Annotated in this window: 14 protein-coding genes; 3 read left to right on the forward strand and 11 right to left on the reverse strand. The window is 61.9% G+C overall.

Going from position 1 to position 14,697, the window contains the following annotated elements; genetic code table 11:
• Window positions 1-35 precede the first annotated feature (35 nt).
• The gene (locus ACIQLF_RS13895; protein WP_400299828.1) at window positions 36-1,115 is read left to right on the forward strand and encodes an ABC transporter ATP-binding protein; all 1,080 of its coding nucleotides are present in this window, start codon (window positions 36-38) and stop codon (window positions 1,113-1,115) included.
• Between the two features lie 180 nt (window positions 1,116-1,295).
• Here ACIQLF_RS13895 and ACIQLF_RS13900 read toward each other — a convergent pair whose 3' ends face one another.
• Complete coding sequence (locus ACIQLF_RS13900) at window positions 1,296-2,699, reverse strand: MFS transporter (RefSeq protein ID WP_400299410.1); 1,404 nt, start codon at window positions 2,697-2,699, stop codon at window positions 1,296-1,298.
• 176 nt (window positions 2,700-2,875) lie between these two features.
• On the opposite strand from ACIQLF_RS13900, the gene ACIQLF_RS13905 reads away from it, so the two are divergent.
• Entirely contained in the window at window positions 2,876-3,793 is a 918-nt protein-coding gene (locus ACIQLF_RS13905) for a LysR family transcriptional regulator (protein ID WP_400299412.1), read from the forward strand.
• 11 nt (window positions 3,794-3,804) lie between these two features.
• Here ACIQLF_RS13905 and ACIQLF_RS13910 read toward each other — a convergent pair whose 3' ends face one another.
• From ACIQLF_RS13910 to ACIQLF_RS13920, 3 genes are read right to left on the reverse strand one after another with little or no spacing between them, the layout of a single operon-like run.
• Window positions 3,805-5,052, reverse strand: a complete 1,248-nt coding sequence (locus tag ACIQLF_RS13910) for an NAD(P)/FAD-dependent oxidoreductase (RefSeq protein ID WP_400299415.1) — start codon at window positions 5,050-5,052, stop codon at window positions 3,805-3,807.
• A gap of 4 nt (window positions 5,053-5,056) precedes the next feature.
• The gene (locus ACIQLF_RS13915) at window positions 5,057-5,380 is read right to left on the reverse strand and encodes a 2Fe-2S iron-sulfur cluster-binding protein (protein WP_400299417.1); all 324 of its coding nucleotides are present in this window, start codon (window positions 5,378-5,380) and stop codon (window positions 5,057-5,059) included.
• A 56-nt stretch (window positions 5,381-5,436) separates the two neighbouring features.
• A complete protein-coding gene (locus tag ACIQLF_RS13920; RefSeq protein ID WP_400299419.1) occupies window positions 5,437-6,723 on the reverse strand; it encodes a cytochrome P450 in 1,287 nt (428 codons plus the stop codon).
• A gap of 115 nt (window positions 6,724-6,838) precedes the next feature.
• Here ACIQLF_RS13920 and ACIQLF_RS13925 point away from each other — a divergent pair, with 115 nt between their 5' ends.
• The gene (locus ACIQLF_RS13925; RefSeq protein WP_400299421.1) at window positions 6,839-7,756 is read left to right on the forward strand and encodes a LysR substrate-binding domain-containing protein; all 918 of its coding nucleotides are present in this window, start codon (window positions 6,839-6,841) and stop codon (window positions 7,754-7,756) included.
• A gap of 27 nt (window positions 7,757-7,783) precedes the next feature.
• On the opposite strand, the gene ACIQLF_RS13930 is transcribed toward ACIQLF_RS13925, so the two are convergent.
• From ACIQLF_RS13930 to ACIQLF_RS13960, 7 genes are all read right to left on the reverse strand, one after another.
• Window positions 7,784-8,671: a type II secretion system F family protein gene (locus ACIQLF_RS13930; protein WP_400299423.1), complete on the reverse strand. Its 888-nt coding sequence runs from the start codon at window positions 8,669-8,671 to the stop codon at window positions 7,784-7,786.
• Window positions 8,672-8,684: 13 nt separating this feature from the next.
• Window positions 8,685-9,632, reverse strand: coding sequence for a type II secretion system F family protein (locus ACIQLF_RS13935; protein WP_400299426.1), 948 nt, complete (start codon window positions 9,630-9,632; stop codon window positions 8,685-8,687).
• Between the two features lie 2 nt (window positions 9,633-9,634).
• Window positions 9,635-10,981, reverse strand: coding sequence for a CpaF family protein (locus tag ACIQLF_RS13940; protein WP_400299831.1), 1,347 nt, complete (start codon window positions 10,979-10,981; stop codon window positions 9,635-9,637).
• 200 nt (window positions 10,982-11,181) lie between these two features.
• Complete coding sequence (locus ACIQLF_RS13945; RefSeq protein WP_400299428.1) at window positions 11,182-12,378, reverse strand: CpaE family protein; 1,197 nt, start codon at window positions 12,376-12,378, stop codon at window positions 11,182-11,184.
• The gene (gene cpaB / locus ACIQLF_RS13950) at window positions 12,375-13,118 is read right to left on the reverse strand and encodes a Flp pilus assembly protein CpaB (RefSeq protein ID WP_400299430.1); all 744 of its coding nucleotides are present in this window, start codon (window positions 13,116-13,118) and stop codon (window positions 12,375-12,377) included. Before cpaB ends, ACIQLF_RS13945 begins: the two co-directional genes overlap by 4 nt.
• Before the next feature lie 69 nt (window positions 13,119-13,187).
• Window positions 13,188-14,255 (reverse strand): pilus assembly protein TadG-related protein, encoded by a 1,068-nt coding sequence (locus ACIQLF_RS13955; protein WP_400299432.1) that lies wholly within the window; start codon window positions 14,253-14,255, stop codon window positions 13,188-13,190.
• A complete protein-coding gene (locus ACIQLF_RS13960; RefSeq protein WP_400299434.1) occupies window positions 14,243-14,692 on the reverse strand; it encodes a TadE/TadG family type IV pilus assembly protein in 450 nt (149 codons plus the stop codon). Before ACIQLF_RS13960 ends, ACIQLF_RS13955 begins: the two co-directional genes overlap by 13 nt.
• Between the last annotated feature and the right edge of the window lie 5 nt (window positions 14,693-14,697).

Here is a 14,697-nt window from a genome sequence, read left to right on the forward strand (position 1 = left end):
ACGCATTGCCAAAAACACACAAGATCTCCGGGCTGATGCCGGCCGTGACCTTCCTGCGCACCACCAACCTCGTCAAGAGCTTCGGCAGCAAGCCGGTGCTCAAGGGGGTCAACCTTGCGATCGCCGAGGGCGGCACCACCGCGATCGTGGGGCCGTCGGGCTCCGGCAAGACCACGTTGCTGCGGCTCATCGCCGGATTCGAAAACCCCGACACCGGGTCCATCGAACTCAACGGTCAGACGGTGGCCGGTGGTGACGCCTGGGTTCCGGCCCACAAGCGCGAGATCGGCTACGTGGCCCAGGACGGGGCGCTCTTCCCGCACCTGAGCGTGGCGCAGAACATTGCCTTCGGCCTGGACCGCGAGTCGGGTGTCCGCGGCAGGGCCGCCACCGCCAAGCGCGTTGCCGAGCTGCTGGACATGGTCTCGCTCGAGGCATCCATGGGCGCCCGCCGCCCTCACGAAATCTCCGGTGGCCAGCAGCAGCGCGTGGCCCTGGCACGCGCACTGGCGCGCAAGCCGAAACTGATGCTGCTCGACGAGCCGTTCTCCGCGCTGGACGCGGGGTTGCGGGTTGCGACCCGCAAGGCCGTGGCCGACGTGCTGCACGAGGCCGCCGTCACCACCATCCTGGTGACCCACGACCAGGGCGAGGCGCTCTCCTTCGCCGACCAGGTCGCCGTCATGCGCGGCGGGACGCTGGCGCAGACGGGCAGCCCGTTCTCCGTGTACACCAGGCCCGCGGACCGAGACACCGCCGAATTCCTGGGCGATGCGGTGATCCTGGATGCCCAGCTGCAGGGGTCGCTGGCGACCTGTTCGCTGGGCTGGATCCCGGTCCGCCACGCAACCACCCAGGGGAAGGTGCGCCTGATGCTGCGCCCAGAGCAGATCCGCATCACAGCGGACGGACCCATCAGGGGCACCGTGGTGGACACGGTGTTCTTCGGGCCCGAGACCACGGTCCGCATCAGGCTTTCCCCCGTGGAAGGCCTTCCCGGCGGCGGAGAAACCATCACCATCCGGCACTGGAACGCGGCGATGGCGCGCCCCGGCATGGAGCTGAACCTGCGGGTCATCGGCGAGGGCGTTGCCTTCCCGACCGAGCAGGAATAGCGGGCAGCGGAGCCGCCGCCCGCGCAGGGACTGGCCGGGGTGCCGTCAAAGATGTCCATGCGCGCAGATCCCGACGCGCCCGGCGCGGCGCTCCTTGAAGAGGCACGGGATCCACGGCGGGAGACGCAAAACGGCGGGCCACCACCGAAGGTGTCCCGCCGTTTGACGCTGTACCGAGATCTATCGTTTGATCAGCGTCGATTCGACCCCGGCCGGAAGTTCGCGCTTGTCGAACACGGTGGCTCCGATTTCCTGTTCGGCCTGGTTTTCGATGGACAGGTCGATGCCCGAACGGTCCTTGAGCAGCGTTACGGCGGTCAGGGAGATCAGCGTCATGACCAGCAGGTAGACCGACACCGCGGTTGTGCCGCCGGTTGCCTGGACCAACGCGGTGGCGATCATCGGGGCGAACGCGCCGCCGATGATCGCACCGAGCGCGTAGGAAATGGATACGCCGGAGAAGCGGACGGACGCCGGGAACAACTCGGAGTACAGGGCGGCCTGCGGGCCATAGGCCAGGCCCAGGCCGACGGCGAAGAGCGCGAAGGCCAGGTACAGCATGGGCAGGGAAGCGGAATTGATGAGCCAGAACAGCGGGAAGACGCACAAGGCCTGGGCCGTGAAGCCGATCTGGTAGGTGCGCTTGCGCCCGATCTTGTCGGCCAGATAGCCCGAGAGCAGGGTCGTGAGGAACCACATGGTCGCTGCAAAGGAGACGGCAACCAGGACGTCGGTCCGCTCGAAGCCGATGGGCCCGTTGGGGTTGGTGGTGTACGCCTGCAGGAAACCGCCGGTGGTCATGTAGCCGGCGGCGTTGTTTCCGGCAAATACCAGGGCGGCGATGATGACCAACAGCCAGTGCTTGCGGAAGAGCTCGACGATCGGGACCTTGGTCTGCTTCTTCTTCGCGGCGATTTCCTCGAAGATCGGGGATTCGTCCACTGCGCGGCGCACGATGAAGCCGACAACAATCAACACGATGCTCAACAGGAACGGAACCCGCCAACCCCAGGCCAGGAACTGTTCGCCGGGGGAGATGACGCCTGTCATCAGGGCCATGACGCCCGAGGCCAGCAGCATGCCCAGCGGGACACCGAGCTGCGGGAACGCTCCCGCGCGACCGCGGCCGTCCTTGGGGGCGTGTTCGACCGCCATCAAGACCGCACCGCCCCATTCGCCGCCTGCGGAGATGCCCTGCAGGATGCGCAGGCTCAGCAGCAAGATCGGAGCCAAGGCCCCGGCGGTGGCGTAGGTCGGAAGCACGCCGATGAGGGTAGTGGCCGCGCCCATCAGGATCAGGGTGATCACCAGCATGGCGCGGCGGCCGAGCTTGTCTCCGTAGTGTCCGGCCAGGAATGCACCCAACGGGCGGAAGAGGAACGAAATACCCACCGAGGCGAACGACAGCAGCAGGCCAATCTGGGCGCCGGCCGGCTTGAAGAACAGCTCGGCGAAAATCAAGCCCGCGGCGGTGGCGTAGATGAAGAAGTCGTACCACTCGATGGTGGTGCCGATGATGGTGGCAAAGGCGACGCGGCGCGAATTGGCACGCTGGGCCGGCGTTTGGGTGCGTGTGGAACTCATGGTGTGGGTGCTCCTCGGTGAGCGGGCTGTTCAAGGCGGGAGAATGCGGCTCTGTGCGGTGTCGGAACCAGGGGATGTGATCCGCGACAATGCGCTGCATCACCTACCAGTGTTTCAGCCCACATTGATTGAGTAAACTTCAATTAGGTGTATAACTTGTTTGATTGGACTGAAGAATGGCTCGTTTCTCCCTGCGCCAGCTTGAACTGCTGGCCGAACTCCCGCGGCATTCGACCCTAGGCTCGGCGGCGGCGGAACTGAACATCTCGGAATCGGCGCTTTCCCAGGCGATCACGGCGGTCGAGAGGATCTCCGGGGAACAGCTCTGCGTGCGGCGCAAGTCCCACGGCGTGCATATGACCCCGGCTGGCCAATATTTCGCGGCCAAGGCCGCACGCATCGTGGCCGATGCCGAGGAGCTGGGGGATTCATTCCCCCGCTCGGATGGGTCCCTGCGCGGTCCGGTCTCAATCGGGTGCTTCGCGTCCATTGCCAGCCACGTGGTGCCCTCTACGCTGGAGGGCTTTCGCACCCTGCATCCGGGCATAGAGGTGAAGGTGCAGGTCGGCACCCACGACGATCTCCTCCCGGCTCTGGAAAATGGCGATCTGGATTTGGCCGTGGTCTACGACCTGCTGCTGCCCGCCGGATTCACCAAGCGCGTGATCTACGAGACGCGGCTCGAGGTGGTGCTGCACCCCGGGCATCCGCTGGCCGCCAAGGAATCGATCTCGTTGGCCGAGCTGGAGTCGGAGCCGTTGATCAACTACGAATCCACCCCGAGCACCGAAAATACCCGCAGGCTCTTTGCCGATGAGGGGCTTCATCCCAATGTCGCCTATTCGCTGCCGCAGGTGGTGCTGGTCAACGCCATGGTGGGCCGCGGGCTGGGCTATGGGTTGCTGTATGCGCGGCCAAATAACCCGCCACACACCCTGGACGGGCTGCCGGTGGCCATCAGGGAACTCGAACCGCCCAACAGCCCCAGTGCCGTGGTGGCCATCTGGCCGCGTTCTTCAAGGCTCGGGCCCAGGGCCGAGGCCCTGCTGGAACACTGCATCAAGGCCATGGACGGAGCCTGGGGCCGGAGCTAAGACATTGTGGGTCACGCCGGAACCGAAGCCACGGTCTTGGCCAGGGCCTTGATGCTGAATCCCGGTGAGGTGATTTCCTCCGGGGTCATGGCCAGACCGCGGCCCACGAGCTTGCGCGCGGCGATGTGGTCCGCCGGCGAGTTCACGGACTCCACTGCGGCAAGCACCCCGTTGCGCAGCAGCGCGATGGAGAACTTCCCGGACTCGGGATCCCCGAGCAGCACCGGTTCGTCGCCGGGCTCCGAAACGCCGGCGATCTGCAGCCTGATGGCACCCTGGGCGCTCCAGAACCACGGGGTCCGGGCGTACGCCGATTCGTCGCCCAGGATGCTGCGGGCCGCATGGCGGGCCTGGTCAGTGGCGTTCTGCACCGATTCGAGGCGCATCCGCGCACCCGAGTCCAGATGCGGGAAGGATGCGCAGTCGCCGACGGCCCACACCCCGGGGACCGAGGTCCGCAGCGCGGCATCGACCACGATCCCGTTCTCCGTTTCCAGTCCCGCGGCCTGCGCCAGTTCGGTGCGCGGGTTCACGCCCACGCCGTAGAGCACCAGGTCGGCCGGGTAGCGCGTGTCCGTCGTGGATTCCACCGACAGTCCGTGTGCGTCGCGGTGGATTGCCGCCACGCCTTCGTTCAGGCGCAGGTCGATCCCGTCCCGGAGGTGCCGTGTGGTGAACCAGTCGGAGGCCGTGGCCGAGAGCGCGCGACCCATGGGGCGCGGGGCGAATTCCAGCACCGTGACCTCCAGCCCGCGGGCCCGGGCCGCGGCTGCGAATTCCAGGCCGATGAAGCCGGCCCCGATCACCACGACCTTCCGCGCGGTGGACAGCGAATCCTGCAGGCGCTTGGCGTCGGTGAGCGTGCGCAGCGCGTGCACGCCCTCGAGGTCCGCGCCCGGGCAGGGCAACGCCCGGTTGGCGGCGCCGGTGGCAAGCACCAGATGGGTGTAGCCCAGTGACATGCCGCCGGATAGCGTCACGGAGCGCGCCTCGGTGTCGACCGAGACCGCGCTTGCTGCCAGCAGCGTGATGTCCTTGTCCGCGAAGAAGCCGGGCCCGCGTAGGGGCAATGGCTCGGCCGTTGATCCGGGCCCGAGGTAGTCCTTTGACAGCGGCGGGCGCTGGTAGGGGGAGTGGGCCTCGTCGTTGAGGATCGTGACGGCCCCGGTGAACCCCTCGGCGCGCAGCGAATCGGCGACCTGGATGCCGGCCTGCCCGGCCCCGATGATGAGGACGGACTCGTTGGAATTGTTCTCCATGGCCTTAGATCTGGTCCGAGGGGACATCGACCACGATGTGTCCGAGCTCGGCCGACATCTTGATCTGGCAGCCCAGGCGCGAGGCGTCGGTGCGCTCGGCGGTGGTGCAGTCGAGCATCTCGTCCTCGTCGTCGCTGACGTCGGGGAGCCGGCCGGCGAACTCGGGGCGGACGAACACATGGCAGGTGGCGCACATGGCCTGGCCGCCGCATTCGCCGACGATGCCCTCGATGCCGTTGGTGACGGCGGCGCGCATCAGTGACGTCCCCTCCTCGACGGTGACTTCGGTGGCTTCGCCGGTGGGCTGGGTAAAGGTGATGGTAGGCATGGGGATCCTTCGGGAAAAATCGGGAAAGCGAGGGGAGGAGGCTAAGCGTGGGCCGTTTAGCCCCAGAGCACCGGCATCTTGGTCATGCCGCGGAAGACCCAGCCGGCGTCGACGGACTCGGCCGACGGATCGAGGCGAAGGTTCGGGAGCTTCTCGAACACGGCCGGCATGGCGATCTGGGCGACCTGTGCCCGTGCGATCCAGGTTCCGGCGCAGAAGTGCACGCCGCCGCCGAAGCCGAGGTGCGGCTTCTTGGAGCGGAAGATGTTGAAGGTTTCCGGGTCCTCGAAGACCTCCGGGTCGCGGTTGGCGGCGCCGAGCACCACGCCCAGCCGGGCGCCCTGGGGCAGTCTGACCCCGCCCAGGACCAGATCGGTGGTGGTTTCACGCGGGTACATGCCGATCGGGGCGACCCAGCGCACCGATTCCTCGAACGCGACGGCGTGCAGCTTCGGGTCGGCCTTCACCGCGGCCAGCTGCTCCGTGTTGTTCAGCAGCGCCCACACGGTGGTGGCCAGCACGTCGCGCGGCTCGTTGAGCCCGCCGCCGATGGTCATCTTGAGGTTGGCGCGGATCGCCTCGAGCGGGATCGGCATCGACGCCAGACCCGATAGCAGCGACTCGTCCGGGTTCTTGGCCAGGTGGGGCAGCATCTCGTCGATGGCCGCGTCGACCTCGTCGGAGGATGCCTTGGCCTTGGCCCAGATCTCCGGGTCGTCGGCGTAGTTGCCGGTCCCGTCGATCAACGTCTGGCTCCAGCGCTGCATGTCCTGCTGGGTGGCGTTGTGGAAGCCCACGATCTGCCGGAGGTTTTCCCCGGTGTAGGGGGCGGCGTAGTCCCAGACGAAGTCGGCGCCGGGACCCTTGGCCAGGAGCTCGGCGAGGTACTTCTCGTTGTTGGCCTCGAAGATCGCGTTCCAGTGCTTCTTGATGGTTCCCGGGCGCAGCGTGGAGCCGTAGGAGTCGCGGTCGACCTGGTGCTCGGGGTTGTCCTTGCGCAGCATGGAGTGGCCCATGGAGCGCTTCATCAGCGAATTGTGCTCGTTAGCAGAGAACCGCGCCTCGTCCTGCTCGATCTCGTGGCAGGCGGCGTAGGAGGTGACCATGTAGCGGTTGACTGCCGGGACCCAATGCACGGGGGACTCCTCGCGCATCCGCCGGTAGATCGGGAACGGGTCGGCGAAGAGATCCGGGATGGTCACCCAGTCGGCGACCGGGGCCTCCATTCCTGCTGCGGCATCTACTGCCGTCACGACGGATTCATTTACGGCGTCGGCGGTTTCGGCGGGCGCGGTTGCCCCGGTGAACGGACAGGTGGCGGCTGGAACGGCTGAATGACTCATCTGGGTTCGATCTCCTGGAAAGTGACGGCTGCTTGACACCCAGTGTGACCCGCGGCATAACCATGGGTAAAGTGCGAATAACAGTGCAATATTCGCGGTTTTAGAGAGGTTATTGATGCCCAAGTACACGTTGCGGCAGCTTGAGTGTTTTGTGGCTGTCGCGGAACACGGCTCGATCGCCGCGGCGGCAGAGGCGTTGATGCTCTCGCCCTCTGCTGTCACCGGTGCGATCAACGAACTCGAGAGGGTCTTCAACTCGCAATTGACGATCCGGCGCAAGGCCCACGGGGTGAGCCTGACGCCGTCGGGGGACTACGTGATGGCCAAGGCCCGGGGGCTGCTGCATGCGGCCGACGACCTGCAGGAGATGGCTGCCGAAGCGGGAACGGTCCTGCGGGGCAAGGTGGCCATCGGCTGCTATTCGTCGTTGGCGCCGACGCTCCTGACCGAGCTCATGGCCGAGTACGCGCTCCGCTACCCCTCGGTGGAGCTGGACTTCTATGCCGGGACTCAGCAGGAAATCCACGAGATGCTGCTTTCCGGGGAGCTGGATCTGGCCATCGCCTATGAGCTGACCGTCCCGCCCGGGCTCACGCGCAGGCGGTTGCTCGATGCCGTGCCCGCGGTGGTCTTGCCGGCGGATCATGCGCTGGCAGAAAAAGCCAAGGTGGCGCTCGCCGAACTCGTGAATGAACCCATGATCCTGCTGGACGTCAATCCAAGCCGTGAAAACACGGAGATGATGTTCTCAGCGGCGGGACTGAGTCCCTGGATCCGCTTCCGGACAACCGACTTCGAAGTGACTCGTTCGATGGTGGCCCGCGGGATGGGTTACGCGATCCTGGTTCAGCGTCCGGTCGCAGACGTCTCCTACGAAGGTCGGCCCCTCGCGGTACGGCCTATCCATCCTGCGACGCGCAACGTACCCATCTCCATGGTTTGGAACGATCGTGTCCGCTTGTCGCGCAGCGCTGAGGCCATGTTGGAGCTTGCCCTTGAATTGCATCGTCCGGCCAACCGCAAGCGCGGTTAGCCGGACGACCAGCCGCATAGCTGTCAGTTATTTGAAGAGGCCGCTTTGCAGGATGTTGATGACGGCCGGGCCCAGAATGACGATGAACAGCACCGGGAAGATGCACGTCAGGAGCGGAAAGAGGACTTTTACGGGCAGTTTCATGGCCTTTTCTTCGGCCCGCTGACGGCGCTTGACACGCATTTGCGAGGCCTGAACCTTCAACACCCTGACGATGCCGATTCCGTAGCGGTCCGCTTGGATCACCGCGCGTACAAAAGATTTCAGCTCTGCCACAGTGGAACGATCGGCTAAGGCCGCATAGGCATCTGCCCTGGAACGGCCAAGTTGCATCTCTTGAAGCGTTCGGCTCATTTCCTGGGCCATGGGACCGGGACTGGTGGAAGCAACCCGTGCCATCGCTGCCTCGAAGCCCAGACCGGCCTCGACGGAAATCAGCAACTGGTCCAGAATATTTGGCAGTTCAAGCTGGATGGCCTCTTGGCGTTTGAGTCCCGTGTTGTACACCAGCAGATCCGGCAGGAAGAACCCGAGAACAAGCATCATCGTTGCCAAAATAAATAGCTGTGGGACCGAGTTCACCAGGAACAGAAGGAATCCAGCCCCACCCAAGAGCAATGCTGCTATCGGCTTGGAAACGATCACGCGATCCAGAGGCCAGTTGGCGGGGCGTCCTGCCATGGCCAACAAACGATCCAGCTTTGCAGCGTAGGTGCCGGATACAAGATGTCGTGCCAACGCAGTGAACTCGGATTGCCGCGGTGCTTCTTCGCCGGGGGCCAAGTGCGTTCTATTTAGGTTTTTCTTGATGAGCACCAGCTGGTTTCGGTCCACCGATACAAAGCTCCAGGTAAGGAACGTCAAAGGAAATACCACCAGTGCTATGGCTGCCCAACCGATCGTTTCAATCCCCATGTTGTCCACCTTCCTAGAACTTGATTTGGATCGTGCGGCTCATCCAGAACGACCCGGTGCACAGCATGATGGCGGCGAGTATGAGCAGGACAATACCGACAGGATGCGTGAAAAGTGTGCCAATATAGGTGGGATTGACCAATGCGAGCAACAGGGTCACGCCGATGGGCAAGGCAACCAAAATGTATGCGGAGATCTTCCCTTCAGCGGCCAGTGCACTGACTTGGCCCTTGATCTGCGCCCGTTCTCGAATAGTCTCCCCGACCTGGTCCATGACCTGGGCCAGATCACCGCCAACCTCGCGGTTGATCAGGATGGCTTCGGCAACCCAGAAAAAATCTTCCGAATCCATGCGTTGGGCGATTTCCATCATGGTCGATTCCGGGTCCCGTCCCACACGGGCCTCGTTCACGATCCGGCTGAGTTCCTCGGACATCGGTGCTTCGAATTCCTGTATCGCGGAGTCGAAGGCCCTCATGACGGAATGCCCTGCACGCAGGCTCCCGGACAATGTCATCAGCAGGTCGGGCAACTGTGTTTGAAAGGAGCTGCGTCGTTTGGATGTGCGCAAACGCAAAACGACCCAGCCGATGACCGGAACCAACAAAGCGAGCAGGACGGCTCCCAACGGGCCCGTGGCCACGAAACCGAGCGAACCTACCACTACGGCACCGGAAAACAACAGAACCAAGAATTCGGCAGGCGCCATCTTCAGACCGGCACCTTGAAGCGCCGCCCTATTAAAAAGTCGCCCGCCTTGGTTCCCGACACCACGCTCCACAGCGCCCACTGCTGCGCCGCTGAACTTTGTGAGCAGTGAACGTTCGGTGTCGATCATGTTGCCTTGCCGCCGGCGCTTCAACGATACGTCGGCGCTTGCCGGCCGGAACACGACCAACAGAACCAGCAATAGCGCGCCCAGAGCACTGGCGATCCCGCCAACGACCAGTAGTTGTTGCACCGCTACCGCCTCCCTCTGCCTGCGTCGGTTCCGCCGGTAGGCATGGACCCGAATATGCCCGCTGGAACAGCTATACCGACGTTGTGGAAATGTTCTATAAACCGGGGACGCACCCCGGTGGGGATAGGCTTCCCGAGGAACCTTCCGTTGGAATCGACTCCGGCGCTGTAGTCGAAGACAAATGCATCCTGGAGAGTGACGACATCTCCCTCCATGCCCTGGACCTCAGTGATGTGCGTAACCCGTCGGGTACCATCACGCAACCGTGTGAGCTGCACGATCAGGTCAACGGCCGAGCTCACCTGCTCGCGAATGGCGCGAAGCGGCAGCTCCATACCCGCCATGAGCACAAGCGTTTCCAATCGCGCTATGGCGTCCCGTGGCGAATTGGCGTGGACAGTGGAGACAGAACCGTCGTGGCCGGTATTCATCGCTTGGAGCATGTCCAGTGCCTCGCCGCCACGGACCTCGCCGACGACGATGCGGTCCGGGCGCATGCGCAGGGAGTTCCTGACGAGGTCGCGAATCGCCACAGCGCCCTTCCCCTCGATGTTCGCGGGACGGCTTTCCAGACGAACCACGTGGTCCTGCTGGAGTTGGAGCTCCACGGCATCCTCGATGGTGACAATGCGTTCGTTGTCGGGAATGAACCCGGAGAGCACATTGAGCAGCGTGGTCTTTCCGGTGCCGGTGCCGCCGGAAACAATGATGTTCAGCCGGGCCTTGACGCATGCATCGAGCAAGTGCGCCATATCCGTGCTGAGGGTTCCCAGATCAATGAGATTGCGGACCGTCAACGGGACCTGTCCGAACTTTCGAATGGTCAGGCTGGGCCCGTTGACCGCAAGTGGCGGAATGATCGCATTGACACGGCTACCGTCCTCCAACCGCGCATCAACGAGCGGCGAGGATTCGTCGATTCGACGTCCGACCCGGGAAACGATGCGCTCAATGACTCGCCGCAGTTGATCTTCGGAACTGAACCTGGCATCCACCAATTCTAGTTGACCTTTGCGTTCAACATAGATCTGCTGGAAGTGGTTCACCATGATTTCAGTGACTTCCGGGTCATCCAAAAGTCGCTGAAGTGGGCCCATACCCAGGACTTCGTCGCCGATGTCCCGAATTAGTCGACGGCGTTCTTCGGGGGAGAGCGGAACGTTTTCCGCGTCAATGACCTGGCTGAGTTCTTCGCGGGCCATCTTGCGGAGAGCCTCTTCAGTCATTGACGGATCCGTGATGCGCGATCCAAGGCGCTTGAACAGCTCTTCCCCCGCACGCGATTTCAGGGCCGCCAAACCGTCAACGTTGTTGCGTTGCTGGGTCTGCACAGTAGTAGAGCCACTCATCCGAGCTGACATGCTGTTCGGTTTGATGGTATCGGTTGATTCAGGTTCGACCACCGGGTCAATAAAAGATCCGGCTTCGTCCCACGCGGCTTCTGCCGTTGGAAGGTCATCGATAGTGAATGCATCCTCCGACGCAGGAAGTACGGGGCTTGCCGGCTGGTTGACTTCGTTTCGTACGGCATTGAGCCGGTCCGAGAGGTTCACTGGAGCACTTCCCTACGGTGCATGCTCTTACGCAGCGCGTCCTTCGAACCCGGATCGAATCGTCGCGCAAACTTGTCCAGATTGCGCCATGCAGGCCCCCTGGTTTTCTCGGACAGCAGCGGAACACCCTTGTTGGTGCTCAGCGATACCGAGCGAGAAACCGGGATGACGGCATCAACGGGCAATCCGATGGAGAGCTCGATGTCTTGAACGGTCAAGCCATTGCGTTTGTCGGCAAAGTTCAACACCACGTGACGTCCCTCGGGAACCAGCTGCAACTCATGCAGGACGGCAAGCCCGTTATTCATACCCCGAATGCTGGGTACATCCATGCCACAGACCCATACTGCGTCCGTAGCCATTTCAAGTGCAGCAAGTAGATGTTCACCGAGTCCAGGGGCCGTATCCAAAACGACGTACTGAAACTCGGCCGCCAGTTGGCTTACAAGGATGGCGACCTGCTCCGCGGTGATGAGGTCGGCATCCGCCGGGTTCTTGGGTCCGCATAGTGCATAGACTCCGGACGCTCCTACGCTGAGGTATGCCTTGAGGACCATGGAATCTTGCGCAGCTGCACCAAAGACCGCATCGGTGATCGTGTGTTCGGGCTCCAAGTTAAGGGCGCTGGCTACGTCCCCGAATTGCAGGTCGAGATCCAGGATCACCACTCCCATGGGCGCAAACCTGGACAATCCGACGGCTAGGTTTGTGGCGACCGTGGTTTTTCCCACTCCGCCTTTGGGCGACATGACGGCTATGACGCGTCCGCGTTGGCGATCTGACCTGCCCTCACCGGATTGACGGCGACGGCTGTCGGTGGTCAGGCAGTTTCGTTCTAGGAGAACGCGCAGTTGCCCTGGTTCGGAACCCGGATCGGCAATGTCACGGATGCCCGCGCGCATGGCGGCCATAACCAGTTCGGAGTCTGCCGGCGCAGTCAGCACCACCGAGATATCGGGGTGCAACAGGTCCATGGCCGTGGCCAGGTCCAAAGCGGTGCTTCTATTGACGTCGGGGCCAAGCAACAACACGTCTGTTGGTTCTCCAAGGCTTCGCGTGAGCAGCTCCTCCGGAGCGAGTTGGGCCGCGGCTGCTGGTATTCGCTGCAGATTGCCCGGCAGCGAGCCATGAATCGCCAGCTGGGCGACTTTTTCAAAGTCCGGAAGATCGGTAAGTACCAGAAAGCGGCTCATTTGAGTACCTCATTAATGGTGATCGGAGTCTTGTTGCCGGCAGGTGTGTCGTCGCCCTGCTTGGTCAGCCAAATGCTTCCGAATTCTTGGCTGTGAATGATGTTTGCTGCCTGCAGTGAATCGACACCAAATGTCACGTAGGCTGAACCCGACGGCAACGCCGCCACGTCCTTGCTGGTCGAAGTCTGTTCCTGGGCAGCCACCTGAATGGCCGTGACTAGTACTTTGTCGTAGAGAAGTTTCGTAACTTTTTCCTCTTCGGCATCCATATTGTTCTTGTCCTTGACCGTGTAATTGCCGAAAACGCCAACGGTGTCTCCGGCCCTCAGCATGGATCCCACGACGCGTGCCGGCTCGAGCAGGACTGTCACTTCTTGCATGCCTTTCGGAACGGCAATGGTTCCGGGGGTAAGCAGTGAGTCGGTGGTGACCAGTTTGGCAGACAATAGCTGTTCGCCAGAGACCATGTCCTGCGCCAACACCTTGCCATCCAGATCTTTGAGTGAAGCGACAGCTTCGCTGGCTACGGCCGCGGCCGGTAGCTGTTTGGTTGTCAAGGACTGCCCCAATTCCTTGACGGGTGTCCCGGCCGGTACGTTTTTTGTTGCGACAAGTACCTGAACCGGATTCAACGAAGCCTGCGCTCGCGCGTCGGCCGCACTGACATAGGTGTATAGAAGTACGGCACCGACAATTGCCAGCACAAGTGCGGCAATGCCCCCCAGCAGCCGTGTTTTCATGAAATGCCCCCAGACATTATTTTCGGATTGATTTGGCGATGGGCAAGCCATCGTGGCAGTGAAGTGTTTCTAGTCGACTAGCTGAATGATGCCTGCCCCGTAGTCCTTGCCACCGCCTCCGTATTCGGCATCTTCATCGTCAAATACGTACCTGATGAACTTGCCCACAAACCCCAGGTCAGAGTTCTTGTAGCCGCCATCCTTGATTACCTTGGCCGCTTCGGGAAGCTGGAAATCCAACAGATCGTCACCATTCTTGAAATGCCAACCACGGATATCTATGGCCGCGTAGGCGTGAATCTTGAACTGTCCGCCTGCCCCCGTTCCCTTCACATCGTCGAATACGGGCAAGAGTACGATTACCTGTTCTCCTGCTTTTAGGGCGGCTTTCCACTCGGCCAAGACAACCTCGCAACCAGCCTTGAAGTTGTTTCCGGTATCCGTTAATTCCCAACCACCAATAAAGGTATCCAGGGAACAACTTGCTGCCGGCTCCTGTGTCAACCACCCGAAACCGCCCGGAATCTCGTGTCCCGATGAGGTGCTGTGGCAAGCATCGGATGCTGTCGTGTCGCCGACGCCATGACTCATCAAGAATTGAAGCTGGCCATCGAATGTTGGCGAAGAGTCAATTTCGCACTGCGAAAAAGCCAAAGGAAACTTGGTACTGAGTTTGCCCGGTGGCCCCCAGACGGCGGTTGCTCTGGCGCCGACTTCGACGCTGGAAAATTTTGGGTCCAAGATCCTTGCAAACCAGGTGGAGACCGTATTAGCAGGTGACCCGGTTTCGGCGGCGGCGGTTTCGACTGTGACTTTGTTACCTGCTTTATCCAGTAGGACCGCAGGAACCAGAGAACTGGCATCGTTGGCATTCTTGTTGGCCAGCTGCGGTGCGATGCTGGAAACCCCAGTGCATTGGGGGTCCGCTTCATTCTTACCGCAAATCGACGCGAGGGCTAGTGCCCCAGCGTCAGCGCCATTTTGAAGTTGCGCCTTTTCCCAATAGAGCTTTCCAACGTCGATGGAAATGGCAGCAAAGCCAAGCAAAACCACCATCATGATGGCGACGATGATGCTAGACGCGCCTTGCTCACTGGAACGCAGGGGTGGCCTGGAATTTTTGATCACCCGCCACATCGCATAGCCCCTTTGCCTTGCAGGTTTGTGGTGCTGAGAAAATCAAACCATCCGGTGAGCGAAGAATACGACCGAGATACCGTAATGATTGCCGTGGTGCCGGCTGGGCAGCTTGTCGCTGGCAATGCGGTTGCCGTGACTGGCCCCAACGCGGGTGCCGCATTCTGTACCGTAGCGTTTAGACTGAAGCCCGTCTCGCCATGATGTAGTGCATACTCGCGGGCGCCCTCACGAGCGGCCTGGGTTAGAGATATCTGCTGGTTGAAGAGATATCCAAATTCAATTATTCCAAGCAATAATGTCAATAAGAGTGGCAATATAATGGCAAATTCGATCGCCGCTGAGCCTTGCTGGTTTTCTTTGCGCCTGCGCATGCTACTCCCCCAGTGAGAAACGATGCCAAAAGTGCTGCATTGGTGTTGGGTGGCTTCGATCAAAGCGA

Source organism: Paeniglutamicibacter sp. NPDC091659 (assembly GCF_044756805.1).
Taxonomy (GTDB): domain Bacteria; phylum Actinomycetota; class Actinomycetes; order Actinomycetales; family Micrococcaceae; genus Paeniglutamicibacter.